The 26,090-nt window shown below is 66.3% G+C and carries 19 protein-coding genes; 11 read left to right on the plus strand and 8 right to left on the minus strand.

Annotated features, from left to right (window positions below; all coding sequences use genetic code 11):
• Positions 1-4: 4 nt before the first annotated feature.
• The 4 genes from ACYX4S_RS03690 to ACYX4S_RS03705 form a co-directional block, all read right to left on the minus strand.
• Complete coding sequence (locus ACYX4S_RS03690; RefSeq protein WP_476361926.1) at positions 5-784, minus strand: ATP-binding cassette domain-containing protein; 780 nt, start codon at positions 782-784, stop codon at positions 5-7.
• On the minus strand, positions 781-1,857 hold the full coding sequence (locus ACYX4S_RS03695) for an ABC transporter permease (protein WP_293723714.1): 1,077 nt from the start codon (positions 1,855-1,857) through the stop codon (positions 781-783). The genes ACYX4S_RS03690 and ACYX4S_RS03695 overlap by 4 nt, the downstream gene beginning before the upstream one ends.
• A gap of 104 nt (positions 1,858-1,961) precedes the next feature.
• Complete coding sequence (locus ACYX4S_RS03700; RefSeq protein ID WP_293723715.1) at positions 1,962-2,978, minus strand: sugar ABC transporter substrate-binding protein; 1,017 nt, start codon at positions 2,976-2,978, stop codon at positions 1,962-1,964.
• 45 nt (positions 2,979-3,023) lie between these two features.
• On the minus strand, positions 3,024-4,325 hold the full coding sequence (locus ACYX4S_RS03705) for an ROK family protein (protein WP_293723716.1): 1,302 nt from the start codon (positions 4,323-4,325) through the stop codon (positions 3,024-3,026).
• A 265-nt stretch (positions 4,326-4,590) separates the two neighbouring features.
• On the opposite strand from ACYX4S_RS03705, the gene ade reads away from it, so the two are divergent.
• From ade to ACYX4S_RS03720, 3 genes are all read left to right on the plus strand, one after another.
• Complete coding sequence (ade, locus tag ACYX4S_RS03710) at positions 4,591-6,327, plus strand: adenine deaminase (protein ID WP_476361927.1); 1,737 nt, start codon at positions 4,591-4,593, stop codon at positions 6,325-6,327.
• A gap of 231 nt (positions 6,328-6,558) precedes the next feature.
• Entirely contained in the window at positions 6,559-8,211 is a 1,653-nt protein-coding gene (locus ACYX4S_RS03715) for a long-chain-fatty-acid--CoA ligase (protein WP_476361928.1), read from the plus strand.
• 96 nt (positions 8,212-8,307) lie between these two features.
• On the plus strand, positions 8,308-9,180 hold the full coding sequence (locus ACYX4S_RS03720; protein WP_422069445.1) for a substrate-binding domain-containing protein: 873 nt from the start codon (positions 8,308-8,310) through the stop codon (positions 9,178-9,180).
• A 30-nt stretch (positions 9,181-9,210) separates the two neighbouring features.
• Here ACYX4S_RS03720 and ACYX4S_RS03725 read toward each other — a convergent pair whose 3' ends face one another.
• Entirely contained in the window at positions 9,211-10,176 is a 966-nt protein-coding gene (locus tag ACYX4S_RS03725; protein WP_476361929.1) for a DMT family transporter, read from the minus strand.
• A gap of 360 nt (positions 10,177-10,536) precedes the next feature.
• On the opposite strand from ACYX4S_RS03725, the gene ACYX4S_RS03730 reads away from it, so the two are divergent.
• Both ACYX4S_RS03730 and ACYX4S_RS03735 read left to right on the plus strand, forming a co-directional pair.
• The gene (locus ACYX4S_RS03730) at positions 10,537-12,855 is read left to right on the plus strand and encodes a xanthine dehydrogenase family protein molybdopterin-binding subunit (RefSeq protein WP_476361930.1); all 2,319 of its coding nucleotides are present in this window, start codon (positions 10,537-10,539) and stop codon (positions 12,853-12,855) included.
• Between the two features lie 290 nt (positions 12,856-13,145).
• Positions 13,146-14,120: a DMT family transporter gene (locus ACYX4S_RS03735; protein ID WP_476361931.1), complete on the plus strand. Its 975-nt coding sequence runs from the start codon at positions 13,146-13,148 to the stop codon at positions 14,118-14,120.
• 22 nt (positions 14,121-14,142) lie between these two features.
• On the opposite strand, the gene ACYX4S_RS03740 is transcribed toward ACYX4S_RS03735, so the two are convergent.
• Positions 14,143-14,379 carry an Lrp/AsnC ligand binding domain-containing protein gene (locus ACYX4S_RS03740; protein WP_293723732.1) on the minus strand — a complete coding sequence of 79 codons (237 nt, stop codon included), beginning with the start codon at positions 14,377-14,379 and terminating at the stop codon, positions 14,143-14,145.
• A gap of 249 nt (positions 14,380-14,628) precedes the next feature.
• Between ACYX4S_RS03740 and ACYX4S_RS03745 the strand changes: the two genes are divergently transcribed.
• Positions 14,629-15,786, plus strand: a complete 1,158-nt coding sequence (locus ACYX4S_RS03745; RefSeq protein ID WP_293723734.1) for a TRAP transporter substrate-binding protein — start codon at positions 14,629-14,631, stop codon at positions 15,784-15,786.
• Positions 15,787-15,807: 21 nt separating this feature from the next.
• Here the strand turns inward: ACYX4S_RS03745 and ACYX4S_RS03750 are convergent, their stop codons facing one another.
• Positions 15,808-16,524, minus strand: coding sequence for a TetR/AcrR family transcriptional regulator (locus tag ACYX4S_RS03750; protein WP_476361932.1), 717 nt, complete (start codon positions 16,522-16,524; stop codon positions 15,808-15,810).
• A 502-nt stretch (positions 16,525-17,026) separates the two neighbouring features.
• Between ACYX4S_RS03750 and ACYX4S_RS03755 the strand changes: the two genes are divergently transcribed.
• The 3 genes from ACYX4S_RS03755 (at position 17,027) to ACYX4S_RS03765 (ending at position 23,031) form a co-directional block, all read left to right on the plus strand.
• A complete protein-coding gene (locus ACYX4S_RS03755; protein WP_476361933.1) occupies positions 17,027-18,172 on the plus strand; it encodes an efflux RND transporter periplasmic adaptor subunit in 1,146 nt (381 codons plus the stop codon).
• Positions 18,169-21,348 carry an efflux RND transporter permease subunit gene (locus ACYX4S_RS03760; RefSeq protein ID WP_476361934.1) on the plus strand — a complete coding sequence of 1,060 codons (3,180 nt, stop codon included), beginning with the start codon at positions 18,169-18,171 and terminating at the stop codon, positions 21,346-21,348. The genes ACYX4S_RS03755 and ACYX4S_RS03760 overlap by 4 nt, the downstream gene beginning before the upstream one ends.
• A 375-nt stretch (positions 21,349-21,723) precedes the next feature.
• Positions 21,724-23,031 carry an OmpP1/FadL family transporter gene (locus tag ACYX4S_RS03765; protein WP_476361935.1) on the plus strand — a complete coding sequence of 436 codons (1,308 nt, stop codon included), beginning with the start codon at positions 21,724-21,726 and terminating at the stop codon, positions 23,029-23,031.
• Between the two features lie 159 nt (positions 23,032-23,190).
• Here ACYX4S_RS03765 and ACYX4S_RS03770 read toward each other — a convergent pair whose 3' ends face one another.
• On the minus strand, positions 23,191-23,970 hold the full coding sequence (locus tag ACYX4S_RS03770; RefSeq protein WP_476361936.1) for an SDR family oxidoreductase: 780 nt from the start codon (positions 23,968-23,970) through the stop codon (positions 23,191-23,193).
• A gap of 238 nt (positions 23,971-24,208) precedes the next feature.
• Here ACYX4S_RS03770 and ACYX4S_RS03775 point away from each other — a divergent pair, with 238 nt between their 5' ends.
• Both ACYX4S_RS03775 and ACYX4S_RS03780 read left to right on the plus strand, forming a co-directional pair.
• Positions 24,209-25,039, plus strand: coding sequence for a UDP-2,3-diacylglucosamine diphosphatase (locus ACYX4S_RS03775; RefSeq protein ID WP_476361937.1), 831 nt, complete (start codon positions 24,209-24,211; stop codon positions 25,037-25,039).
• Positions 25,036-26,067, plus strand: coding sequence for a glycosyltransferase family 4 protein (locus ACYX4S_RS03780; RefSeq protein ID WP_476361938.1), 1,032 nt, complete (start codon positions 25,036-25,038; stop codon positions 26,065-26,067). The genes ACYX4S_RS03775 and ACYX4S_RS03780 overlap by 4 nt, the downstream gene beginning before the upstream one ends.
• Positions 26,068-26,090: the final 23 nt, after the last annotated feature.

Genomic DNA, 26,090 nt, shown 5'->3' on the forward strand with positions numbered 1-26,090 from the left:
CCCCTTATGCCGCGGCCGCCGTTGGCGGTTCCATCGCGCCGGTCATGATTGCCACCGCGTCGGACATGGAGAAGTCCTGCGGTCTGATGACACAGGCACGACGGCCGAGACGGTGGATGTGGATACGGTCCGCGACCTCGAAGACGTGCGGCATGTTGTGCGAGATCAGCACGATGGGCAGGCCCCGCGCCTTCACGTCGCGGATCAGGTCGAGAACCCGGCGGCTTTCCTTGACGCCGAGTGCCGCGGTGGGTTCGTCCATGATGACGACCTTGGAGCCGAAGGCCGCGGCACGCGCCACGGCCACGCCCTGGCGCTGGCCGCCGGACAGGGTCTCCACGGCCTGGTTGATGTTCTGGATCGTCATCAGGCCGAGGTCGGAGAGCTTTTCGCGCGCGATCCGTTCCATGGCCTTGCGGTCGAGTTTGCCGAAAAACCGCCCCAGAACACCTGGAGTCCGAAGTTCCCTGCCCATGAAGAGGTTGTCGGCGATGGAAAGCGCCGGGGACAGGGCAAGGTTCTGGTAGACCGTCTCGATGCCCGCCCGCCGGGCGTGCATCGGCGAGGTGAAGTGGACGGGCTGGCCCTCGAGCCGGATTTCGCCTTCATCCGGCACGACGGCGCCTGAAATCGCCTTGATGAGGGTCGATTTGCCCGCGCCATTGTCGCCGATCACGGCAAGGATCTCGCCGGGGTAGAGGTCGAAGTCGGTGCGGTCGATGGCGACGACCCGGCCGTAGCGCTTGACGAGACCGCGGGCGGTCAGGATCGGTTCTGCGGTCATGCGGACACCTTTCTGATCCACTGGTCGATGGCGACGGCGGAGATGATGAGCACGCCGATGAGCAGGTAGGTCCACTGCGGATCCGTGCCCACGAGGCGAAGCCCGAGCGAGAAGACGCCGACGATGAGCGCGCCGAACAGCATGCCGAGGACCGAGCCGCGACCGCCGAACAGCGAAATGCCGCCGATCACCACGGCAGTGATGGATTCGATGTTGGTGAACTGGCCGGATGTCGGGGAGACGGAGCCAAGCCGGCCGATCAGCGCCCAGCCGGCAAAGGCGCAGATGAGTCCGGCGAGCGTGTAGACCGAGATCCGGATGCGAGCCACGCGCACGCCGGCAAGCTCGGCCGCATCCGGATCGTCGCCGATGGCATAGACGTGGCGCCCCCAGGCCGTCTGGGTAAGCAGGTAATTGAGCAGCAGCACCAGCAGGAACAGTCCGATCACGCCATAGGTGAAGACCGCGCCGCCGATGATCACCTTCTCTCCCAGGAACTGGAGGATCGGCGCCTGGGCCTCGATGTCCTGGCTGCGGATGGTCTCGTTGGCGGAATAGAGGAAGTTGGTCGCCAGAACGATCTGCCACATGCCGAGCGTGACGATGAAGGGGGGCAGGCGCATCAGCGCCACGAGGCTTCCGTTTATGAAGCCGCACAGCGCGCCGCAGGCGAGACCGCACAGGAGCGCCAGTTCGGCCGGCAGGCCGTAGCGGAACGTGAACTGGCCCATCACCACGGACGAGAGCACCATGATCGCTCCCACCGACAGGTCGATGCCGGCGGTCAGGATGACCAGGCTCTGCGCACAGCCGACGATGCCGACAATGGCAACCTGCTGCAGGATCAGCGTCAACGCGAAAGGCGAAAAGAACTTGCCGCCCAGCGTCAGTCCGAAGATCGCGACGGATATCACAAGCACGATCAGCGGCACAAACTCCGGCCGGGCATGCAGCTTGTGCTGGATCCGGTCGAGCAGCGAATGCCTGTGGTCGTCGAAGGCGGCGACCGTGTCCGGCCCGCTGTTCCGGGAACTGTCGGGAGAGTGGGCCTCCCGGCTCTCGGCTTCGCTCATCTGGCCCTCCCAGGGACGTTGATTGCGCGGCGCGTGCCGCATCCGGGGTCCCGCGGATCGGCACATGCCTCTCCGCGGGACGGTGTTTCAGGATGCGACGGGGTTCAGCCCCAGCACTTGTCCAGGCCTTCCTTCGTGTCGATCGAGGGCACTCCCTCCACCGGCTTGTCGGTCACGAGCGCCACGCCGGTGTCGAAGAAGTTCTTGCCCGGCGTCGGCTCGGGCTTGTTGCCCGTATCGGCGTAGGTCTTGATCGCCTCGATCCCGAGCGACGCCATCAGCAGCGGATACTGCTGGGAGGTCGCGCCGATGACGCCGTCGGCCACGTTCCTCACGCCCGGACAACCGCCGTCGACGGAGACGATCAGCACGTCGCTTTCGCGGCCCATCGCCTTGAGCGCCTCGTAGGCGCCCGCCGCCGCCGGCTCGTTGATCGTGTAGACCACGTTGATGGCCGGATCCTTGGTGAGAAGGTTCTCCATCGCGGTGCGCCCGCCTTCCTCGTTTCCGGCGGTGACGTCGTTGCCGACGATGCGCGGATCGTCCTCGTCACCCCAGCGGCCGGGGTCCTTCACGTCGATGCCGAAGCCGGTGAGAAAGCCCTGGTCGCGCAGGACGCCGACCGACGGCTGGCTGACGGCGAGATCGAGCATGGCGATCTTCGCGTCGGCGGCCGCGTCGCCAAGGCTTTCCCTGGCCCACTGGCCGATCAGTTCGCCGGCCTTGAAGTTGTCGGTGGCGAATGTCGCGTCGGCGGCGTCAATCGGCTGGAGCGGCGTGTCGAGGGCGATCACCAGGATGCCGGCATCGCGTGCCTGCTGGACGCTGTCCACGATGGCCTGGGTGTCCGATGCGGTGAGAAGGATGCCCTTCGCCTGATCGGCGATGCAGGTCTCGATGGCCGCCACCTGGCTTTCGTGGTCGCCGTCGATCTTTCCGGCATAGGACTTGAGCTCGATGCCGAGCTCGGCGGCCTTGGCGGTCGCGCCTTCCTTCATCTTGACGAAGAAGGGGTTGGTATCGGTCTTGGTGACAAGGCAGGCGGTAATGTCTGCCGCCATGGCCGGGCTTGCCGAGGCAAGGGCCAGAAAGGTTCCTGCGAGCATCAACTTGCGAAGCATGATGTGGTCTCCTCCCACGTTTGCTGTTGCGGTGCGGCCGTGCCGTTATGCGCTTCGGCCACCGCGCGCACCGAGGGGGTGCCGGCTCCCATCCGGCTTGTCCTCGGAGGCTCCCTGATCCGCCTCGCGCCCGGTCAGGATCGCGGCGCGTGGCGAGTAGTTGAAGAAAATCGGCAGGTTGGCGGCACCTGCCGCTCCGGCGTCCGGGCCGAAGGATCCGCGCATCAGGCGCGGCGGGGTGCGCGCCTCGGGCGCCGCCTCGGCAAGGGAGGCCGCAAGCGCGTCCAGCAGGCGCTGGCACAGGCCGCCGTCGACGTCGAAGTCGATGACCACCAGCGGAACGTCCAGCACGGAAATCGCCGACCAGATCGCCGGTGTCAGCGCCGCGACACAGTCGGCGATCCACTCGCCGACGGCGGGATGTCCGTTGGAGATCACCGCCTCCAGCTCTTCCCGGGTTTCCGCCTTCACGCCATGGAAGGCGAGGTGGCGACGCAGCGCGACTATGGAGGCGCGCGTAAGCAGGATGTCCGTTTGCCCCTTGCGCGGCGGAGGTGCCGAGGGAAGCGTGGAGGCGGGAACCTGGATCATGGCGACGTCACCGGCGTTGCCGCTCACGCCGTGCAGGCTGTCACCGCCGCAGATCACCCCGCCGCCGATGGCCGGGCCGAGGAAGAGATAGAGGAAGTCGTCTTCCGTCTGGCCGATGCCCGAGAAAAGCTCGGCGATCGAGGCGGCCGTTCCGTCGTTCTCGAAAACCACCGGGAACCCGGCCCTGTCTTCCAGCATCGCCTTGAAGTCGATGCCCTCCCAGGGGGCAAAGCAGTCGGCCGGAAGTCCCAGTTCGGGAAGCCACGCCCCGAGATTGAACGGCATGGCGAGCCCCACGCCCGTGATCCGCTCGCGCTCCTCTGGCGCGACCAGCGGCAGAAGGTCCTCGATGTCCTTGCCCACCAGTGCAACGGCTTCCTCGGGGGCGGGAAGGATGCGATCGTGCGAGCGTCTGCCGATGATACGGCCGGAGAAGTCCGCAAGAACGGTTTCGATGGAGGTCCGGTCAAGGCGCACGCCAAAGCCGAAGGCGCCGCTCGCCGCGATCCTGAGCATGGTGGCCGGCTGGCCCCGTCCGCCGCTGTGGCGCTTGCCGAGGGTCTCGATCATGCCGGCGTCGGCAAGCTCGTGGATGATGCCGCCGATCGCGGCATTGGTCAGTTGGGCGAGGCGTGCGAGGTCGGCCTTGGAGGCTTCGCCGACACGACGCAGGACCTGAAGCACGAGGCGCTCGTTGTAGCGCCTGAGCTGCACGGAATTCGATCCCTGTCCGACGAGTGGGCGTTTGTGCAACAAGGTGTCCTCCTGGGCTGGATCGCGCCCGGCGCGATAGATCCTGAGCGATGACCAGCCCTCTGCTCCATATTATTTTTATTTGATTTATGAAATTGGAGATTGCGTGGCGGTCTGTCAAACGAAATCGTTGCTGCGCCGCAACGGCGATCACCCTTGTCCGGTGCGAAGGGGTCTGGCGGCGAGGCCGTGCGTCGTGCAAAGCTGCCGTTGGCGGGACGGTGACGCTCCGCGCGTGGATTCGAGACTTGCCGAACGGGAGGGCCACATGGCCGCTGCGACGAATTTCGGGCCTGGAGAAGAGGGCAGGCGAGAGCTTGCGCGCGCCATCGCCGTCGGGCGTGGCGAGGAGCCGGCGGACCTCGTGGTGCGCGATGCCGACCTGTTCTCGGTCGTGGACGGATCCCTGACACGAACCGACATCGCGGTCGTTGGCGACCGGATCGTGGGAACGCATGGACGATACGAGGGCGCGCGAGTGCTCGACGCGGCGGGGCGCGTGGTGGTGCCCGGTTTCATCGACACGCATCTTCACGTCGAATCCTCCCTGGTCACACCGCTCGAGTTCGACCGGTGCGTCCTCCCTCACGGGGTCACGACTGCAATCTGTGATCCTCATGAGATTGCCAATGTACTCGGAAGTGGGGGAATCCGCTATTTTCTCGAGGCAAGTTCCCTTACGGCAATGGATCTTAGGGTAAATCTTTCGTCCTGCGTGCCGGCGACCGCTTTCGAGACCGCCGGCGCGAGGCTCGAGATCGACGACCTGCTGCCCATGCGCGATCACCCGGCCGTCATCGGTCTGGCGGAGTTCATGAACTTTCCCGGGGTTCTTGCGCGCGATGAGGCGGTGCTTGCCAAGCTCGCGGCCTTCCAGGGCGGCCATATCGACGGCCATGCGCCGCTTCTGTCCGGGCTCGACCTGAACGGCTATCTCGCGGCCGGCATCCGCACCGATCACGAGGCGACGACCGCGGACGAGGCGCGCGAGAAACTCGCCAAGGGCATGACCATCCTCATTCGCGAAGGCTCGGTTTCCAAGGACCTGGACGCGCTTGCGGAGGTTCTGGGCCCCGATACGTCCGCGTTCCTGTGCCTTTGCACCGATGACCGCAACCCGCTCGACATCGCGGAGGAGGGGCATCTGGACAGCATGATCCGCCGGCTGATCGCCGGCGGCGCGCGTCCGCTCGATGCCTATCGGGCCGCGAGCTGGTCGGCGGCGCGGGCCTTCGGCCTGATGGATCGGGGGCAGGTCGCGCCGGGTTTTCGGGCCGATTTTGTGCTGCTCGACGATCTTCTCGACTGCCGCGTCCATCAGGTCGTGGCCGGGGGACAGGTGGTGGAGGAGGCGCTTTTCGCCAGTCGTCCGCCGCTTGAGCCGGTTGGCCTGGACAGCGTGACCATTCCCTCCGTGACGCCGGAGGGTTTCCGCATCGCTCCGGACGGCGGCAACGAGCACCCGGTGATCGGTGTGGTTCCAGGACGCATCATCACGGAACACCTGACGCGCACGCTGCCACGCGAGGCAGGGGCGCTCTGCGCCGATCCGGCGAGCGATGTCGCCAAGGTCGCGGTGGTCGAGCGCCATGGCGTGAACGGCAACATCGGCCTCGGATTCGTTGCCGGCTTCGGGCTCGAGCGCGGCGCGATCGCATCCTCGGTCGGTCACGACAGCCACAACATCTGCGTGGTGGGGGCCGACGATATCTCCATGGCCAGCGCGGTGAAGCGGGTCGCCAAGCTGAAGGGCGGCTTCGTCGTCACCGATGGCGAGGAGGTTCTCGCCGAACTCGCGCTTCCGGTCGCGGGATTGATGAGCCTCGCCTCCTTCGAGGAGGTGCGCGATGCTCTTCTGGACCTGCGCAAGGCGGCGAGGGGGCTTGGCTGCTCGCTGCCGGAACCGTTCCTCCAGGTCGCCTTTCTGCCGCTTCCGGTGATTCCGCATCTCAAGATCACCGACAAGGGGCTTTTCGACGTCGACCGGTTCGCGCTTATCGGCTGACGGACACGCGGAATTTTAACGTTGACGTAAACGGAACCTCTGGCGATTGTCGAGGCAGGGTCCGTGTTGCCGGCGGGAGGAGACGCGCCGGGGATGCGACTGCAAGCATTGCGCTCGGCTCCATCCGGCACGACATTGGTTGGAAGGGCCCCGTGCGCGACTGGCCGGGTGCCCGGGTCGGGCGTGCCGGCACGACAAAGAGGACGCGAAGCCGTCCCGGGAGGAAACATCTTGAGCGAACCGCAAGTCTGGCTTGCCGCCTTTCGTCCCCAGCCCCTTCACACCTACCTCGACGAGGCCGTGCGCGCCCATGGCGACCGGCCGGCCGTCGATTTCATGGGCAAGGGGTGGAGCTATTCGGAGATCGGGGCGATGGCCGACCGGGTCGCGGCCGGTCTCCAGGCGCAGGGGATCGCCAAGGGAGACAAGGTCGGTCTCTGCCTGCCGAACACGCCCTACTATCCGGTATTCTATTTCGCCACGCTGAAGATCGGCGCCGTCGTCGTGAACTTCAACCCGCTTTACGTGGAGCGCGAGATCGAGGCGCAGGCGCGTGACGCGGGCGTGCGCGTCATGGTCACGATGGATCTCAAGGTCATCTACGACAAGGTGGAGGCGGTGCGCCGCTCCGGCGGGCTGGACACGATCGTCGTCTGCCCCATGGCCGATATCCTGCCGCAGCCGAAAAAGCTCCTGTTCCAGCTCTTCAAGGGTGGCGACCGGGCGAGCATTCCCAACGACGGTGCGCATCCGAAGTACGACGAACTGACCTCGCGCGGGGCAACGCCGCACATCCCCCGGATCGTGCCCGAGCAGGACGTGGCGGTGCTGCAATACACCGGCGGCACCACCGGCACGCCGAAGGCGGCCATGCTCACCCACGCCAATCTGTCGGCCAACATCGAACAGATGCGGGCCCTCTTTCACATGGCTGTGCCGGGCCGCGAACGGATGCTGTGCGTGCTGCCGTTCTTCCACGTTTTCGCGATGACGGTGGCGCAGAATCTCTCTGTCGCAATCGGAGCGGAAATGATTCTCATGCCGCGCTTCGAGCTGAAGGCGCTGCTCGATACGATCAGGCGCAAGTCGATCACGCTGTTTCCCGGCGTTCCGACGCTGTTCACCGCGATCAATACCGGCACGATCACGCCGAAATACGATCTCACCTCGATCAAGCTGTGCATCTCCGGCGGCGCGCCGCTTCCCGTGGAGGTGAAGGAGCAATTCGAGACGCTGACCGGCTGCATGCTGGTGGAGGGCTACGGGCTGACGGAGGCCTCTCCCGTGGTCGCGGTGAACCCCTTCGACGAGCGCCGGCGCGCCGGGTCCATCGGCTATCCGCTGCCCGGCACCACGATCACGTTCCACTCGCTGGACGATCCCGACGTGGAGATGCCGGCCGGCGAAAAGGGGGAACTGGTCGTGCGCGGGCCGCAGGTCATGGCCGGCTACTATCAACGCGAGCACGAGACCGGCCTGGCGCTGCGCAACGGCGCGCTGCACACCGGTGACGTCGGATACCGGGACGAGGACGGCTTCATCTTCCTGGTCGACCGGATCAAGGACCTGATCCTGTGTTCGGGTTACAACGTCTACCCGCGCATGATCGAGGACGCGATCTACCGCCATCCGGCCGTGGAGGAGGCCATCGTTATCGCCATTCCCGATGCCTATCGCGGGCAGGCGCCAAAGGCATTCGTGAAACTTCGTCCCGGCGAGAGCGTGAACGAGGAGGAGATGAAGACCTTCCTCAAGGACCACCTGTCCCGGATCGAGATGCCCCAGGCGGTGGAGTTCCGGGATGCGCTGCCCAAGACTATGGTCGGAAAGCTGTCGAAGAAGGAACTCGTCGCGGAAGAGGCGGACAGGCACGACGTGTCCTGAACGTCGCGGGCCGCTTGCCACGCTTGCCAAGGCGCTCTGTTGGCTCCAAAACCGGCAGGTGACGAATTTTCATCAAGAAGCGGGCTTGACGGCGACATGACAGGCGAACTGCCGACCTATCTGACGACACGGGAAATGGCGGATCTCCTGCGGGTCAAGGAGCGCAAGATCTATGACCTGGCCGCGGCCGGCGAGATTCCGCACAGCCGGGCGACGGGCAAGCTGCTGTTTCCCCGCGATGTGGTGCTTGCCTGGATCGAGAATGCGTCGGACACGCCTTCTCCCGACGCGGCGCGTCCGACCGTCGTGCTTGGAAGCCATGACCCGCTGCTGGAGTGGGCCCTGCGCGAATCGGGCTCCGGTCTGGCGGCCTTCTTCGACGGGAGCCTCGACGGCATCGACAGGTTCGAGCACGGCGAGGGGATCGCGGCCGGCCTTCATGTGGTGCAGGACGGCGGGTGGAACACGGAGGCCGTCTCCGCGCGGTTTCGCTATCGTCCGGCCGTTTTGCTGGAATGGGCCTGGCGCTCGCGCGGCCTGATCGTGCCGCCGGGAAATCCGCAAGGGATCACGCGCCTTGCCGACATCGCGGGACGGCGCATGGTGAGCCGCCAGCCGAGCGCGGGCGGACAGCTTCTTCTCGAGCGTCTGTGCGCGGAGGAGGGCATCGCGCTTCCCGGCACCGAGACCCCGCTTGCCCGTGACGAGCGCGAGGCGGCGCTCGCCGTTCTCGACGGACGCGCCGAGGCGGCCTTCGGGCTGGAGGCATCCGCGCATCAGTTCAAACTCGATTTCGTGCCGGTCTGCGAGGAACGCTTCGACCTTCTGGTGTCCCGCCGCGACTGGTTCGAACCGCCGTTCCAGGCGCTCGTGCGGTTCACCCGCACGCCGGCCTTCGCGGAGATGGCGCGCTCGCTCGGCGGCTACCGGGTCGAGGGGATCTGGACCCCCCATTTCAACGGCTCGTAGGCGGGTTCCCGGGTTTGCCCCGGGGGCGCCTCACGGAGGATCGGCCCGCACGGTCGCGCGTGTTGCATTCGAGCGGCCGAGCTGCTTCTCGCGGAAGGCCGTGTAGAAGGCGGCGATCACGATGAGCGCGGCGCCCAGATAGGTGGCATAGGCGGGAAGGTCTCCGAACAGCAGAAACCCGATCACGGTCGCATAGAGCAGCCTGACGTATTCGAAGGCGGCGATGGCCGAGGCCTCGCCGGCGCGGAAGGCGCGGATGTTGCACATCTGTCCCGCCCAGGAGGAAATGCCGATCACCCCGAGCAGAAGCCATTCAGTCAGGGTCGGCGTGACCCAGCTCCAGATGGCAAAGGGGGCCATGATGGCGCCCACGAAGACCGCCTGGTAGGTGAGGATGGTGACCGGGCGTTCCACCTGCGAAAGCTTGCGGATGATGATCATCACGCAGGACGCGCCACAGGCTCCGAGCACGGCCAGGACGGCATAAGGGTTGAGGCCGCCTTCCCCGCCTGGCCGCACGATCACCAGCACGCCCACGAACCCGATGATCGTCGCGGCCCAGCGGTGACGTCCCACCGTCTCGCCCAGGAAGATGATGGCGAAGATCGTCACGAAAAACGTCTTGGAAAACCCGATTGCGGTGGCATCCGCGAGCGGCAGGTGGATGACGGCCGAGAAGCCGCAGAACATGGCGGTTGCCGCGCATACGATGCGGGTCGCGTGCAGCATCGGGTGGTGGGTGATGAGGGAGGCCGGCAGGCCGTAGATGATCGTGGGCGCGACAATCGCGGCCATGAAGCACTGGCGCAGCAGCAGGATCTGGGTGACGTCGAGACGCTGGCCGAGCAGCTTGATGAGGGTCACCATCACGGTGAAGAAAAGGCCGCCGAGTAGCATCCACAGGATGCCGCGCAGATTTCCCGGAAGAAGCGAAAGGCGATCGCCGACGTCGTGAAAGCGCTGGGTCGCGGCCTGGCGCCGTGAAGAAGATCCCATGAAGTGTGGTGTCCGTGGAACGGAGAGCGGGGAGGCTGGTCGGACCAGCATAGACCCAACCCGGCGCCCGGAGGAAGTGGCAAGACGGGCTTGGCGGGAAGGCGACTTTGCCGCTAGTCTGGACGGGAAGGAATGGAACGGGGCCGACGGGCCCGCGCGTTCCATCGCCCGCCAACCGCATCATCAACCTCAGGATTTGCCAGGTCTGGTCCGCGCCTCAGCCTCACCGCCGCACAAGACGGCCCGGGCGCACCGGTGTTTCCCGGCAACTCCGGAAACGCGGGCCTTGACCGGGCGTCGCCCGGACCCATGTCGCCCGCAAGGCACCAGCCCAGCAAGAGATCCCAGCGAGGCCAACGCATGAACGAGATTACCCCAGGCAGCTTCGGCAAGGCAAAGTTCGGCCTCGGCGCCCCGGTTCGCCGGAAGGAGGACGACGCCCTCGTTACCGGACATGGCCGGTACACGGACGATATCCAGCCCGAGGGCGCCCTGCGCGCCTACATGCTGCGTTCCTCCATGGCGCATGCGCGCATCACGCTCGGCGATCTCGGCGAGGCCCGTAGCGCGCCCGGTGTCGCGGCGATCTTCACCGCGGCGGATCTCGAGGGCCTCGGCAACATGCCGACCAAGGTGATTCTCACCCAGCCGGACGGCAGCAAGCACGCGGTTCCGCCGCGCCCGGTGCTTGCCGCCGACACCGTGCGCCACGTGGGCGAACCCATCGCCTTCGTCGTCGCGGACACGATCGCCAACGCCAAGTCGGCGGCGGAGCTGATCGAGATCGACTACGAGCCGCTCGAGGCGATCGTGGAGACGGGTGAGGCGCTGAAGGACGGCGCGGCCCTTGTCTGGCCCGAGACGGGCACGAACGTTGCCTACAACTTCGAGCTTGGCGACCGGGCGGCGACGGATGAGGTCTTTGCCGGTGCCCATCACGTCACCCGGATCGAGATCGTCAACAATCGTCTCGTGTGCAACTACATGGAGCCACGCAGTTGCATCGGCGAGTATGACGGCGAGACTGGCCGCTACACGCTGACCACCGGCACCCAGGGTGGCCACGGAATGCGCGACATCATCACGGGCGACATTCTCGGCATCGAGAAGGATCGGCTGCGTGTCGTGACCCCGGATGTCGGCGGCGGCTTCGGTACCAAGAACTTCGTCTACCCCGAGTATCCCGTCACGCTCGTCGCGGCGGAGCGCCTGGGCCGGCCCGTGAAATGGGTCTGCGAGCGCTCCGAGCACTTTCTGGCCGATGCCCACGGGCGCGACAACCTGGCGACCGCCGAGGTTGCCATGGATGCGGATGGGCGTTTCCTGGCCATGCGGGTGGACCTCGTGGCCGCAATGGGGGCCTATCTGCACCAGTTCGGCCCCTATATTCCCTATCTGGGCCTGTCGATGACAACCGGCCTCTACGACATTCCGGTGATGCACACGGCGCTGAAGGGCGTGTTCACCAACACCACGCCGGTCGATGCCTATCGCGGTGCCGGGCGACCGGAGGCCGCCTATCTTCTGGAGCGTCTCGTGGACAAGGCGGCGGCGGAAATGGACCTCGCGCCGTCCGAGATCCGCCGGCGCAACTTCATCCGGCCCGATCAGCTTCCCTACACGACGCCGGCCGGGCGCATGTATGACACCGGTGAGTTTGCCGAACACATGGACAAGGCGCTGGAGCTTGCCGACTGGGCCGGCTTCGAGGCCCGGGCGGCGGAGTCCCGGTCACGCGGCAAGCTGCGCGGCATCGGCATGGCGACCTATATCGAGGCCTGCGCCTTCGCGGGATCCGAGGAAGCGACGGTCGAACTCGGTGGCGACGGTTCGCTCACGCTTCTCATCGGCACGCAGACCAACGGTCAGGGTCACGCCACCGCCTACGGCCAGATCATCGCGGAACAGTTCGGTGTCGACCTCGACAAGGTGACCATGATCCAGGGCGATACCGACCGGGTGCGCAAGGGAGGCGGCACGGGCGGTTCGCGCTCGATCCCGCTCGGCCTTCCCTCGGTCCTGGAGGCCTCGAAGGCGCTGGTGAAGAAGGTCAAGGACATCGCCGCCGACAAGCTCGAGGCGGGTGTCGAGGATCTGGAGCTTCTCGACGGCGCGGTGCGGGTCGTCGGCACGGACCGGGCGGTCACGCTCGCCGAGGTGGCGGCCGCCGCTCCTGAGCCGCTGATGGGCCGGGAGGAGGTGCGCCAGAACGAGGCGACCTATCCCAACGGCACCCACATCTGCGAGGTCGAGATCGACCCGGAGACGGGCGATACGGCCTTCGCCAACTATGTCATCGTCGATGACTTCGGCGTGGTCGTGAACCCGATCCTGCTTGCCGGGCAGGTGCATGGCGGCGTGGTTCAGGCCATCGGCCAGGCGCTGATGGAGTACACGGTCTACGACGAGGACGGTCAGCTTGTTACCGCCTCGTTCCTCGACTACCGGATGCCGCGCGCCGGCGACCTGCCGGACATCGCTTTCAACACCCGCAACGTTCCCTCCACCACCAATGCGCTCGGCATCAAGGGGGCGGGCGAGGCCGGCACCATCGGCGCCACGCCGGCGGTGATGAATGCGGTCAACGACGCGCTGCGGCGCGGTGCGGGCGTTGCGCAGATCGAGATGCCGGCAACGCCGCTTCGGGTCTGGGAGGCGATCCAGGCGGCGCGGAGCTGAACGTCGAGCGGTCTCTCGGCCGCACCCTCCCGACCTGAACACCATCAAGAGCCCGGTCCGCAAGGCCCGGGCTCTTTGTCGTCGTGGCGGCGTGACGAGCGAAAAAGGTGTCCGCGCCGACCGGAACAGGCCGCTCGTCCCGCTTCGATGGTTGCGCGGGAACGCGGGAGGTGGTTTGCTCGCATTTGTCCGACGATTGTGTCCGACCCTGTCTTCCCCGCCTGCCTGCAGGTGCCGGGCGTGTGGCGTCCCCGAACGCGTCCGCGCGGCGAACCCTGGATGTTTCCCGCATGAGTTCCCGCCCCGCGCCGGCCGCCGGCAGCGAGTCCGCCAAAGACCTCAATCATCACAATCCGCGGATCGGCATTGCGCTGAAAGTGGCGTCGGCCCTTGTTTTCACCGGCATGGTCGCGATGGTGAAGATGGTCGCGACCACATTTCCCGTGGGGGAGGTGCTGTTCGCGCGGGGGATCTTCGGGTTGATCCCGGTATTGATCATGGCGGGGTTTCAGGGCGAACTGCCCGGGGCCTTCAAGACGTCGCGTCCGTTCGGACACCTCAGCCGCGCGATCGTGGGCGCCACGGCCATGAGCCTGTGGTTTTCGGCGCTGGCGCGCCTGCCATTGCCCGACGCGACCGCGATCAGCTTCGCCGCGCCGCTTATCACCGTCATTTTCGCCGCCTTGTTCCTGCGCGAGAAGGTGCGGATCTATCGCTGGTCGGCCGTTGTCGTGGGTTTCGTCGGAATTCTCATCATCCTGTCGCCGCACATGGGCGGGTCCGTGGAATCCGACGAAACGACGCTGGGATCGGCCTTCGCCTTCGGCTCGGCCATCTGCATGGCGCTCGCCATGATCACCGTGCGCCGGCTGACGGGAACCGAGCGCACGTCGACCATCGTGATCTGGTTCGGAATGGTGACGACCGGACTGGCGCTCCTGACCCTGCCGTTCGGCTGGGTGATGCCGGACGCGAAGGGCTTCGCCATGCTCGCGGCCATCGGTCTGTTCGGGGGCGTGGGCCAGATCCTGCTGACGCACAGCTACCGCTTCGCCGATGCCTCGACCATCGCGCCCTTCGACTACTCGACCATGATCTGGACGGTGATCGTGGGCTATCTGGTGTTTTCCGAGGTGCCCACGATCGAGGTTCTGGTCGGCGCGGCGATCGTGATCGGCGCCGGCGTCTTCGTCATCTTCCGCGAGCGCGCGCTCGGGCTCGACCGGTCCAAGGAACGCAGCACGGTCACGCCGTCCAAGGTCTGAGGCTTGCGCGATTCGCGCCGGCTCAGAATGCCTTGAACGTGATGATCGTCTTCGTGTCCAGGATTCCGTCGAAAGGGTGAACCTTTTCATTGACGAAATGACCGATGTCGGTCTCGTCCTCGACGTAGAACTTGACCATGAGGTCGTAATCGCCCGCAGTGGAGTAGATTTCGGACGCGATCTCTGCATCGGCGATCGCATTCGCGACCTGGTAAGCCTTGCCGAGATGGCACTTTATCATGACGAAGAAGGGAACCATCTTTCTCTCCGTGGCGGCACTTCGCCTTCATGGCGCGCGCGCGATGAACCGGGCGCCAGTGAAGCGGATAGGAGGGGGCTCGGCAAGTGCCGCGAGAGTGTTACCCTTGCCAAGAGTGTGGCTTGGACGTTGCAGGCCCTTGCCGGTTCTGCCAGAAACAGGAAAGCCGTTGCGTTTCATACGAGGATGCAGGGCGTTGCGGATCCGTCGCGGGCGGGTCGATGCCGATGGGAATACCGGACCAGGAAGATGACGAAGCGCGACCCGACACACACGACTTGCGAGCGTACCGCGCAAGCGGCGGGAGAAGAGCGGGCCGCGGCATCTTCCGGTGCGCGGTTCAGCCGGCGTACGGCGCTGGGGCTTGCCGGGGCCGGGGCCGTTGCCGGGCTTGCCCGGCCGGCGGTTGCCCAGACGACCATCGAGTGGAAAATGGCCACGTCCTGGCCGGCGGACCTGCCGGGCGCCGGCGTTTCGGCACAGCGGATCTGCGACATGATCGCCACCATGAGCGGCGGGCGGATGCGGGTGCGCCTGTTTCCCGCCGGCGGACTGGTGCCGGCAAGCGAGGTGTTCGACGCGGTTGCCGCCGGGACGGCGCAGATGGGACACTCCTCCCCGGCCTACTGGGCCGGCAGGATGCCTGCGGCCTCCTTCTTCTCGACCGTGCCCTTCGGTCTTCTGCCTGGCGAACATGCCACCTGGATCGAGTTCGGCGGCGGGCAGGACCTTTGGACCAAACTGTATGCGCAGTACGGGGTGCGGCCCTTTCTGGCCGGCAATACGGGCTGCCAGCTCGGCGGCTGGTACCGCCGCAAGCTTGTCTCGCTGGAGGACCTCAAGGGGCTGAAGATCCGCATGACCGGGCTTGGCGGCGAGGTCATGCGCCGGCTCGGCGCGACGCCGGTCTCGCTGCCGCCGGCGGAGCTCGTGCCGGCGCTCGAAACCGGGCTGATCGATGCGGCCGAGTTCCTGGGGCCTGAAAGCGATCGCGCGATGGGCCTGCAGGCGGTCGCGCCCTTTTGTTACACGCCGGGCTTCCACGAGCCGAACGGCGCCACGGAGGCGCTGGTCAACACGGTCGCCTTCGACGGTCTGTCGGACGATCTCAAGGCGATCGTGCAGGCGGCCTGCCGCGCGGAGACGCTTGCCAGCCTCTCCGAGGCCGACTGGATCAACGCCGAGGCATTGCGCGTTCTCGTGGAGGACGATGCGGTTGAACTGGTGAATTATCCCGAGCCCATCATGGCGGCGCTGCGGTCCACCTCGACGGATGTGGTGGCCAGCCTTGCGGACGGCGGCGATCTCAACCGGGAAATCTACAAGAGCTACGTGCGCGCTCTCGCCAGGGTCGCGCCGTGGAGCAGCGCCTCGCGGGGAAGCTTCCTCGCCGGTCGGGGGCTCTGATCCCCCCGGAGGAAGGTGTCGTCAGCCGATTGTCTCACGCACCTCGTCGGGCACGCAGCCGAAATGCCCCTCGCGCAGCGCGGCGATGGCGTAATCCAGCATCGGTTCAAGCATCCGGTCCTGAAGGCCGTCGGGCAGGCACCGGCAGTTCTCCGCCACGAGTGCGGGGTGGAAGAACATCACGAGCGAATGCTGGAACAGCAGGGCGGAATTGTCCGCGTCCTGCTCCGGAAACTCGCCGCGCTCGATAGCGGCGCGGATCACGCCCGCATAGTCGCGGCGCAGTTCTTCCTTGTGACGGATGATCACGTCCCAGGCTTCCTCCATGGCAGCCTCGAGCAGGTCGTGGATCTTGCGGTTGCCCGCATAATGCTGGCGTGTGTAGTGGAACTGTCGGCGCACCATTTCCCGCAACGTGCTCGTCCCGTCGGCTTCCGGCATGGGTGGGTCGTTCCACACCGCCTCGCGCATCCGCGCCGTGATGACAGCGGCCACGGCCTTGGTCAATTCGGCCTTGGAGGCGAAGAAGCGGTAGACGTTGGCCGGCGACATGCCCAGTTCGCGGGCGATATCGGCCACCGTGGTCTTCTGGTAGCCGTAGACGTGGAACAGCTCGCTGGCGGTCTCGACGATCCGCTTGCGTGTCTCCTGGGAAGAGCTGCTCGTCGAGCCGTCGCGTGATCCGCCCTCGGTCACGGCTGCATCAGCCCGCATGAGAGCCCCGTCTGCTTCCGTCATGTCTTCCAGGTCCCGTTCGTTCCCGTTCGCGCCGAAATAGCATGCATTCGAGGTTTTCGAGTCACGACCTCGATCGAGTGCCTCTGTAACACATTACAGGCATCCCGGCTCCGAAGCCGCAAACAACCTCCGCAGATACGACATTTCCGACCGCGGCCGCCCGGAGCTGCCGCAAGCCGCATGTCATTCGTCGTCCGGTCGCGCATTACCGGACCACGAACCTGCCCCCTGCTGGAATGTCAGCATGGGTGGCCCGCGCGGTACAGTCAATGGCGCAGGCTTGATGAATGTATAGTGACGAATATTGACATTCATCAGGCGAACGACAATATGCGTTAAACCGGAGAGGGCCGGTAATGGTCGCTCCCTTCACGCAGGGGGCTGAAGGTTCTCCCGGGACCGGGCGAGGCAGAAGGCCCGCCCTCAGCCCGCCGGGCCCTGCGGGGCTCCGATATGACTGAACGAAGGGCCGCCTTGCAGGCCCGTCCCGGAGACTTCGATCATGCGTCCGTTCCTCGCCTTCGCCGGTCATGGCCGGCTTGTCCCGCTTGCAGGCCTTGTCGCGACATTGCTCGTTGCCGGCTGCCAGCCCGAGGCGGCGGAGGAGGCTTCCGGCAAGAACGAAGCGGTTCCGCGCGCCGTCTGGGTGGTTCCGGCCGCTCCGGCCGCGCCGCCGGCCTACGCCTTGTCGGGCACGGTCCGGGCGCGCGTCGAGGTGCCCCTGGCATTCCGTGTGGGTGGCAAGATCGCCGAACGTCTCGTCGATGCGGGAACGCGTGTCGAGCGCGGCGAGGCCATCGCCCGGCTCGACATGACGGATCTCTCGGCGAGCCTGCGCGCGGAAGAGGCGCGTGAGAAGGCGGCCCAGGCGCAGGCGCGCCAGCTTGACGACGATCTGGAGAGGATCGTGGCGCTCAGGGACAAGGGGCACGTGAGCCAATCGGCGCTGGATGCGGCGCAGGCGGCGGCCGACGCGGCCCGCGAGACGCTGAAGGCGGCTCGCGAAAGCTCGGCCCTTGCCCGGAACCGGTTGGATTACGCGGTGCTCACCGCCGATGCGGATGGTGTCGTCACGTCCGTTTCCGCCGAGCCCGGCGAAGTGGTCACGGCGGGGCAGCCCGTGGTCCATGTGGCCCGCGATGCGGCGCGCGAAGTTGAGGTCGCGGTGCCGGAAGCCCGCGTCGGTCTGCTGTCGCGCGCCAGCGCCAGCGTGACGTTGTGGGCCGATCCCGATCGCGTCTATCCCGCGCGCCTGCGCGAGCTCTCGCCCCAGGCGGATTCCGCCGCGCGCAGTTTCGCGGCGCGGTTCACGATCGATGCTCCCGCGGATACCGCCCGGCTCGGCATGAGCGCCACCGTGCGCCTTGCCGACGATGCGCCGGTTCCAGGCGTCTCCGTTCCGCTTTCGGCGGTCTGGTACGACGGGAGCCAGGCAAACGTCTGGCGTGCCGGGGCGGATTCCGATCACGTCAGCGCGGTGCCCGTGAAGGTGCTGCGTCTCACGGCGGAGACCGCGCTGATCGAGGGCGGCCTCGATGCGGGCGCTCTGGTAGTCAGTATGGGTGCCCATCGGCTGGATGCGGAAACGCCCGTGCGGGTCGTCCTGCACGGCGGCGCGGCGACCGTGACTGTGGGGGCCCTGAAGTGAGCGCCTTCAACCTGTCCGCCTGGGCCCTTAGGCACCGCACGCTCGTCCTTTTCATGATGCTCGTCGTCGCGGCGGCCGGCGCATTCGCCTATGCCAATCTCGGACGCAACGAGGACCCGAGCTTCACGGTCAAGGTGATGGTCGTCACCGCCGCCTGGCCCGGTGCGACCGCGAGCGAGATGCAGGAGCAGGTCGCCGACACCGTCGAGACCCGCCTCCAGACGCTGCCCTACCTGTCACGGCTGGAGACCTACACGCGTCCCGGGTTCATGGCGACGCAGGTGACGCTGAAGGATTCCACGCCTCCCTCGGCGGTGGAGGACCTCTGGTACCAGGTGCGCAAGAAGGTCGGCGACGTGCATGCCGATCTGCCCACGGGCGTGCTTGGCCCCTTTTTCAACGATGAATATTCCGATGTCTACGTGCAGGTCCATGCGCTCACCGCGCCCGGTGCGACGTGGATGGAGCGCTCGGACCTCGCCGAAATGGTGCGCCAGGGCTTTCTCGCCGTTCCCGAGGTGGAGAAGGTCCAGCTCTTCGGCGAACAGGAACCACGGATCTTCGTCGATATTTCCTATGCGAAGCTGGCAACGCTCGGCATTCCCGTCAGCGCGATCTTCGAGGCGCTTTCGGCTCAGAACGCGGTCGTGCCCTCGGGATCCGTCGATACCGCGGCGGAGACCGTGCAGGTGCGTGTGAGCGGCAGCCTGTCCGGCGCCGACGCGGTGGCGGCTGTGCCCATCGAGGCGGGCGGACGCACGTTCCGGCTTGGAGACATCGCCCGCGTGAGCACCGGGGTGGCGGATCCCAGGAGCTTCGAGAGCCGCTATGACGGCGAGCCGGCGATCATGATCGGAATCGCCATGGCCAAGGGCGGCAACGTTCTGGAACTGGGTGAGCGCCTGCATGAAAAGGCCGAAGAGCTCGCAGCCCGTCTTCCGATCGGGGCGGAACTGCACCAGGTGTCGAACCAGCCGGAAGTGGTGGAAGAGGCCATCGGCGAGTTCCTGCTGAAGTTCGTGGTCGCCATTTCGATCGTGCTGCTGGTCTCCTTCATGTCGCTTGGTTTCAGGACCGGCATCATCGTGGCGCTTTCCGTGCCGCTGACGCTGGCCGGCACCTTCGTCGCCATGCTTCTCATGGGTATCGACCTGGAGCGCATCTCGCTCGGTGCGCTGATTCTGTCGCTGGGCCTTCTCGTCGATGACGCGATCATCGCCATCGAGATGATGGTGGTGAAGATCGAACAGGGGTGGGACCGGTTCCGCGCGGCGACCTATGCCTGGGAATCGACGGCCTTTCCCATGCTCACCGGCACGCTGGTGACGGCGGCGGGCTTCCTGCCGGTGGGCTTCGCCCGGTCGGCGGCGGGCGAATATGCCGGCGGCATCTTCTGGGTCGTCACGACGGCGCTTCTGATCTCGTGGTTCGTGGCGGTGGTCTTCACGCCCTATCTGGGCATCTATCTCCTGCCGAAATCGCTGGAGCGACACGCGGCCGAGCATGGCGCGCAGGACGAGGAGGCGATCTATCGCACGCCGTCCTACCAGCGGCTTCGCAGGATCGTCTCGGGCGCCGTGCGGTTCCGCATTCCCGTGGTCGTGCTGACGTTCGCGCTACTTGGCCTGTCGGGCTACGGCATGGGCTTCGTGAAGAAGCAGTTCTTTCCCAATTCCTCGCGCCCGGAAGTGCTGATCGAGCTGCAGGGCGCGGAAGGCGCCTCCTTCGCGGCGACGGACGCGCAGGCCCGCAAGATCGAGGAACTGTTGTCGAAGAACGAGAACGTCGACTACTTCACGACCTATGTGGGGGCGGGTGCGCCGCGCTTCATGCTGGCCTACAACCCGGCGCTGCCGAACCCGAGCTACGCGCTGATCCTGGCCCAGTCGAAGGGCGGGGAGCACACGGGCCGGCTCGTGGAGGAGATGCGCGCGCATTTTGCCGACACGAACGGCCCGGTGCGCGGACGTGTCTCGCGGCTGGAGCTCGGGCCGCCCGTCGGCTTCCCCGTCCAGTTCCGTGTCATCGGGGCCGACACGCAGGAAGTGCGGCGGATCGCGGAGCGGGTGCGCGACATCATGCGCGCCGATCCCGACACGCTGAACACCGAGCTGCAGTGGGGCGACAAGATGAAGTCCGTGCGCCTCGTGGTCGACCAGGACCGGGCACGGGCGCTGGGACTTTCAACCTCGGACATCGGCCAGGGGCTCCAGGCGCTTCTGAGCGGCGTTCAGGCAACGGCCCTGCGCGAAGGGCGCCATTCGGTCGGTGTGATGGTGCGGGCGGCGGAGGCCGAACGGGCCGCCCTTGGAAACTTGGGCGATCTGGTGCTTCACGTGCGCGACGGACGCGCGATCCCCGTCTCCCAGGTGGCGCGTATCGAGTACACCGCCGAGGAGCCCATCCTGTGGAGGCGAAACCGCGAGACCGTGCTCACGGTGCGGGCCGACGTGCTGGCCGGCGTTCAGCCCCCCGACGTCACCGCCAGGCTCGAGCCGGCCATGCAGGCGCTCCAGAGCGAGCTCCTGCCGGGTTACCGCATCGAGGCGGGCGGCGCTGCGGAGGAATCCGCCAAGGCCAACAAGGCACTGGGCGCGGTCTTCCCGGTGATGCTGCTGGCCATGGCGTTCCTGATCATGATCCAGATGCAGTCCTTCTCGAAGCTCGCCATCGTGTTCCTGACCTTCCCGCTCGGGCTGGTCGGCGCGGTCGCGGCGCTGCTCGTCGCGGACGCGCCGTTCGGCTTCGTCGCGATCCTGGGCGTGATCGCGCTCGGCGGCATGGTCATGCGCAACACGCTGATCCTGGCCGACCAGATCGAGCATGATCTGGCGTCGGGAGTGACCATGCGTCAGGCCATCGTGGAATCGACCGTGCGCCGCGCCCGGCCGGTGATCCTGACGGCTCTGGCCGCCGTGCTCGCCTTTGTGCCGCTGACCTTCAACATCTTCTGGGGGCCGATGGCGATCTCCATGATCGGGGGGCTGACGGTGGCCACCGTGCTGACGCTGGTCTTCATGCCGGCGCTCTATGCGCTGTGGTTCCGCCGGCGTCTCGACAAGAGTGACGCGGATCTGGCGGTGGAGACCCTGGCCGGCGATGGGACGCCGGGCAATTCGGACAGGGCAGAGCAGAAAACGGACCCCGCGCCGGCTCTGCCTCAGGCGGCGGAGTGAGCGACCCCCGCGGTCACTCCGCCGCCAGCGGACCATTCGGCCACCGAATATGTGGCATTCGCGCAACGCTGTAACAGGAAACGCATGTTGCGTTGCGAGATGTTCGCCGACCCGCGGAAAAGCGCGATTCCGCGTTCCCATGTTCGATGCGTCGCAAAAAGTTCATTTTCTCAATGAGTTGATTTGATGCGGGTGCGCAACCATCGGGTGCGTTACGTTACGAAAACGTCACCTCCCGATGTTTGTGCGCTGCGAGAGTGTGCCTCCATCGGCAAACTCGCCACTTGTGTCCTCCGAGTCGCTTGGTCACCATTACGTTAACGTAATCGCTGGCAGGGGCATGCTGGCGGCGTGTTTTGGGAGGACACGAGCGAAATGACAAGCAAGCGCAGGGTGTTAATGCTTTCGGTGGCTTCGGCCGCCTTGTGTGCGACTGCTGGCGGGGCCCTGGCCGGTGGCTTCGCACTGCGCGAACAGAGCTCCTACTATCAGGGCATGTCGTTTGCCGGCTATGGCACGACCGGTCCGTCGATCTCGTCCATGTACTGGAACCCGGCCGCCCTTTCCGGTGCGGGAGTGGGGTTCACCAGTGAGGCGCACAACACGCTCATCGTTCCCGAATCGAAGATCACGGGCACCTTCACGCCGGGCCTTCTTCCGGTGCCGCCGAGCACGGCGCCGTCCGGAGACATCGGGTCGGATGCCTACATTCCCGCAAGCTACATCGCCTACCGGTTGAACGAGCGTGCTGTTTTCGGCGTGTCGGTCAACGCGCCCTTCGGGCTCTCGACCAAGGCGAACTTCAACTGGGCGGGGCAGTTCTATTCGCGCACCTCGAAGGTGAGCTCACTCAATGTCACGCCGACATTGTCGTATCAGATCAATGACATGCTGGCGATCGGCCTTGGCCTTCAGATCCAGCAGCTCAAGGTGCGACTGACGTCCGCTATTCCGAATGTTCCGGGCTTTCCGTCCCAGGTTCTGGAAGGAAACGACGTCGGCTTCGGCGTGACGGCGGGTCTGACGTTCCGTCCGATGGACGGCACGGAGATCGGTCTCGGCTATCGCTCCGGCATTTCGCAGAAGCTGGACGGCAACGTGATCACGCCGGCCGGCGCGACACCGATCGGCGCCGACCTGATCACGCCGGACATGGTGACCTTCTCGGTCAAGCAGCGGGTGAGCGACGGCTTCCGGGTGTTCGGCACGGTGGAGTGGACCAACTGGAGCCGTCTCAAGGCGCCGCGCGTCTACGCTCAGGCCAATGGTGCGACGGTCACGAACCTGCAGTTCAACTACGACGACGGCTGGTTCTTCGCTCTCGGCGGCGAGTACGACGTCAACGAGGACCTGACGTTGCGCGCGGGCGCGGCCTACGAGATCTCGCCGGTGGACGATGCGATCCGCTCGACCCGCCTGCCGGACAACGACCGGATCTGGCTGTCGGCCGGTGCTTCCTACAACTGGAGCGACAATCTGGCGTTCGATCTCGGCTACACGCACATTCTCACGGCCAAGAGCACGCCGATCAACATCAGCGGCACGCATCAGGACTACAATCCGGCGATCGGTACCTTCAACGGCAGCGCCGATTCCAGCGTCAACATCGTCACGGCGTCGATGCGCTACAATTGGGGCGGCGCACTGCCGCGTCCGCAGAAGGATCCGGTGCGCGGCTACTGAGCGCCGCATCCTTTTCAGGACGCGCAATTTCGAACAGGAAAGTTCGAAGAATTGAGTCGAACTTTTTTCAAGTTGCACCGGCGGACACATCCGCCGGTGCTTTTTTCGTTTTGCCTGCCGGCCGGTCGGCGAACCTCTCCGTCCCCGTCCTTGCGGGTCTCAGAAGGCGGCCGGATACAGGCCGCCGTCGAGCAGCAGGTTCTGGCCCGTCAGGTAGCCCGCGTGGGTGGAGCAGGCGAAGGCGCAGACCTTGCCGAACTCCTCCGCCGTGCCGAAGCGACCTGCGGGGATTTCAGCTTCCTGGGCGGCGGCTGCCTCGGCGAGGCTGACGCCGGCCTGACCGGCGGCGCGCTCCAGTCCGCCGCGCAGGCGGTCGGTGTCCATCTTGCCCGGCAGCAGGTTGTTGATGGTCACGTTGCGCGAGGCGTAGCGCCGCGCGATGCTGGCCAGGAACGCGGTGAGGCCCGCGCGCGCGCCGCTCGACAGGTCGAGACCCTCGAGCGGCATGCGCACCGAGATCGACGTGATGTTGACGATGCGCCCGAAGCCGCGCTCGGCCATGCCTTCGGCGACCTGCTGGATCATCTCGATGGGCGAGATCATGTTCTGGATCACGCCCTCGATCATCTTCTCCCGGTCGAGCTCGAGGAAGTCGCGGCGCGGCGGCCCGCCGTTGTTGTTGACCAGGATGTCGGGGGAGGGGCAGGCGGCGAAAAGCGCCTTCTGGCCTTCCGGCGTGGAGACGTCGGCCACGACCCGCTTCACGTCGACGCCGTAGCGCGCGCGAAGGTCGCTCGCCGTCGCGTCGAGGCGGGCGCCGTCCAGCCCGTTGATGACGAGATCGCAGCCGGCCTCGGCCAGCGCCTCGGCGCAGCCACGGCCGAGCCCTCGGCTTGAGGCACACACGATTGCCTTGCGGCCGGAAATACCAAGATCCATGAAATCAGCTCCTGTCGCTGCCGGCGGGTGCCGGTCAAGGTGAGCAAGGGTCGAACCCGGTGATAGCGGAAGAGCCTTGCGGACGTCCATCCCGTGGCCCCCTCGCTGCACGGGGGAGGCGCGGCCGGCGCAGGCTGATAGGTGATTGCGGGCACTATGCGGCTCTTCTGCCCCGGCTGTCACATTAATGAGATCGGAATCGAGGAAACAGGTCGCGAATACTTGTCAGGAGCGCGCCATGTCCGTCGATCCGGCCCCGCGACACTACCGGGCGATCTTTCTTTCCGACATCCATCTGGGAACACGCGGGTGTCAGGCAGATCTTCTGCTCGACTTCATGCGTCACCACGACGCCGAGACGATCTATCTCGTCGGGGACATCGTCGACGGGTGGCGGCTGAAACGCGCCTGGTACTGGCCCCAGGCGCACAACGATGTGGTGCAGAAGCTGATGCGCAAGGGCCGCAAGGGCGCGCGCATCATCTACACGCCCGGCAATCACGACGAGTTCCTGCGCGACTTCCTGGGCACGCATTTCGGCGGCATCGAGGTCGTCGAGGAGACGATCCACGAGGCGGCCGACGGCAAGCGCTATCTCGTGATCCACGGCGACAAGTTCGATGTGGTGGTGCGCCACGCCAAGTGGCTGGCCTTCCTCGGTGACTGGGCCTACGTGAGCGCGCTCAACCTGAACACGGTGCTCAACGTGGTGCGACGGCGCCTCGGCCTGCAGTACTGGTCGCTGTCGGCCTGGGCGAAGCTCAAGGTCAAGAACGCGGTCAGCTTCATCGGCAAGTTCGAGGAGACTCTGGCCCACGAGGCGGCGCGCCAGAGCGTGGACGGGGTCATCTGCGGCCATATCCACCATGCCGCCGACCACCATGAGTTCGGCACGCACTACATCAACACCGGTGACTGGGTGGAGAGCTGCACGGCGGTTGCCGAGCACCACGACGGACGCTTCGAGATCATCCGCTGGACGGTGGAGGCGGGCCGTCAGGCCGCCGACGCCAAGGCGGAAGCCAAGGCAAAGCGCAAGGCCGAGGGCGGCCGGCAGGTCGCCGCATGAAGTCGCTGCTGATCGTCACCGACGCCTGGCACCCCCAGGTCAATGGCGTGGTGCGGTCCATCGAGCGCACGGCGGCCGAGCTCGAACGCCTCGGCGTGCGGGTCGAGGTGCTCTCGCCCGCCGACTACCCGACGCTGCCATGCCCCACCTATCCGGAGATCCGCCTGTCGCTGACGACACCGGGCGCGGTGCGCCGGCGCATGGCCGAACTCGACTGCGAGCATCTGCATATCGCCACCGAGGGTCCGCTGGGCCTTCTGGCCGGACGGATCGCGCGGGGCGAGGCGCTTGCCTTCACCACGAGCTATCACACCCGGTTCCCCGAGTATCTCTCGGCCCGCATTCCGGTGCCCGTCGCGTGGTCCTACGGCTGGCTGCGGCGCTTCCACAATTCCGGCAACGGCTGCATGGTGGCGACGCGCACGCTGGAAGACGACCTTTCGGCGCGCGGCTTCCGCAACCTGATGCGCTGGTCGCGCGGCGTCGATCACGAGCTGTTTCGTCCCTATGAGGGCAGTGTTCTGCCGGCGGAGGTGACGGGCCCGGTGTTCATGTATGTGGGCCGGGTGGCGGTCGAAAAGAACATCGCCGCCTTTCTCGACCTGGACCTGCCGGGCTCCAAGGTGGTCGTGGGCGATGGCCCCCAGCTTGCGGACCTCAGGGCGCGCTATCGCGAGGTGCTCTTCACCGGCGCGAAGTCGGGGGAGGATCTTGCCCGCCACTACGCCAGCGCCGATGTGGTCGTGTTCCCGAGCCTGACCGACACCTTCGGCAACGTGGTGCTCGAGGCGCTGGCCTGCGGCGTTCCGGTCGCCGCCTTTCCCGTCATGGGGCCGCTCGACATTCTCGGCGGCACGGGTGCGGGCGTACTCGACGCCGATCTCAGGCTTGCCGCGCTCGGCGCGCTGTCGGTTTCGCCGGCCCGGGCGCGGGACCTGGCGCTGGAGTTCACCTGGCAGCGCAGCACCCGCCAGTTCATGGAGAATTGCATGAGGGCGCATACGGCGGACAGCCGCGTCGCGGCCTGACGCTTTTGGGCGTGCCTGCTGTT

It is taken from the genome of Stappia sp. ABD4_338, from assembly GCF_056312175.1.

Excerpts from the sequence above, each read along its gene's own strand:
- ACYX4S_RS03775 (WP_476361937.1), top strand. The coding sequence starts at position 24,209 with ATGTCCGTCGATCCGGCCCCGCGACACTACCGGGCGATCTTTCTTTCC.
- ACYX4S_RS03745 (WP_293723734.1), top strand. The coding sequence starts at position 14,629 with ATGACGAAGCGCGACCCGACACACACGACTTGCGAGCGTACCGCGCAA.
- ACYX4S_RS03755 (WP_476361933.1), top strand. The coding sequence starts at position 17,027 with ATGCGTCCGTTCCTCGCCTTCGCCGGTCATGGCCGGCTTGTCCCGCTT.
- ACYX4S_RS03740 (WP_293723732.1), bottom strand. The coding sequence starts at position 14,379 with ATGGTTCCCTTCTTCGTCATGATAAAGTGCCATCTCGGCAAGGCTTAC.
- ACYX4S_RS03690 (WP_476361926.1), bottom strand. The coding sequence starts at position 784 with ATGACCGCAGAACCGATCCTGACCGCCCGCGGTCTCGTCAAGCGCTAC.
- ACYX4S_RS03750 (WP_476361932.1), bottom strand. The coding sequence starts at position 16,524 with ATGACGGAAGCAGACGGGGCTCTCATGCGGGCTGATGCAGCCGTGACC.
- ACYX4S_RS03725 (WP_476361929.1), bottom strand. The coding sequence starts at position 10,176 with ATGGGATCTTCTTCACGGCGCCAGGCCGCGACCCAGCGCTTTCACGAC.
- ACYX4S_RS03735 (WP_476361931.1), top strand. The coding sequence starts at position 13,146 with ATGAGTTCCCGCCCCGCGCCGGCCGCCGGCAGCGAGTCCGCCAAAGAC.
- ade (WP_476361927.1), top strand. The coding sequence starts at position 4,591 with ATGGCCGCTGCGACGAATTTCGGGCCTGGAGAAGAGGGCAGGCGAGAG.
- ACYX4S_RS03780 (WP_476361938.1), top strand. The coding sequence starts at position 25,036 with ATGAAGTCGCTGCTGATCGTCACCGACGCCTGGCACCCCCAGGTCAAT.
- ACYX4S_RS03730 (WP_476361930.1), top strand. The coding sequence starts at position 10,537 with ATGAACGAGATTACCCCAGGCAGCTTCGGCAAGGCAAAGTTCGGCCTC.
- ACYX4S_RS03695 (WP_293723714.1), bottom strand. The coding sequence starts at position 1,857 with ATGAGCGAAGCCGAGAGCCGGGAGGCCCACTCTCCCGACAGTTCCCGG.
- ACYX4S_RS03770 (WP_476361936.1), bottom strand. The coding sequence starts at position 23,970 with ATGGATCTTGGTATTTCCGGCCGCAAGGCAATCGTGTGTGCCTCAAGC.
- ACYX4S_RS03700 (WP_293723715.1), bottom strand. The coding sequence starts at position 2,978 with ATGCTTCGCAAGTTGATGCTCGCAGGAACCTTTCTGGCCCTTGCCTCG.
- ACYX4S_RS03765 (WP_476361935.1), top strand. The coding sequence starts at position 21,724 with ATGACAAGCAAGCGCAGGGTGTTAATGCTTTCGGTGGCTTCGGCCGCC.
- ACYX4S_RS03720 (WP_422069445.1), top strand. The coding sequence starts at position 8,308 with ATGACAGGCGAACTGCCGACCTATCTGACGACACGGGAAATGGCGGAT.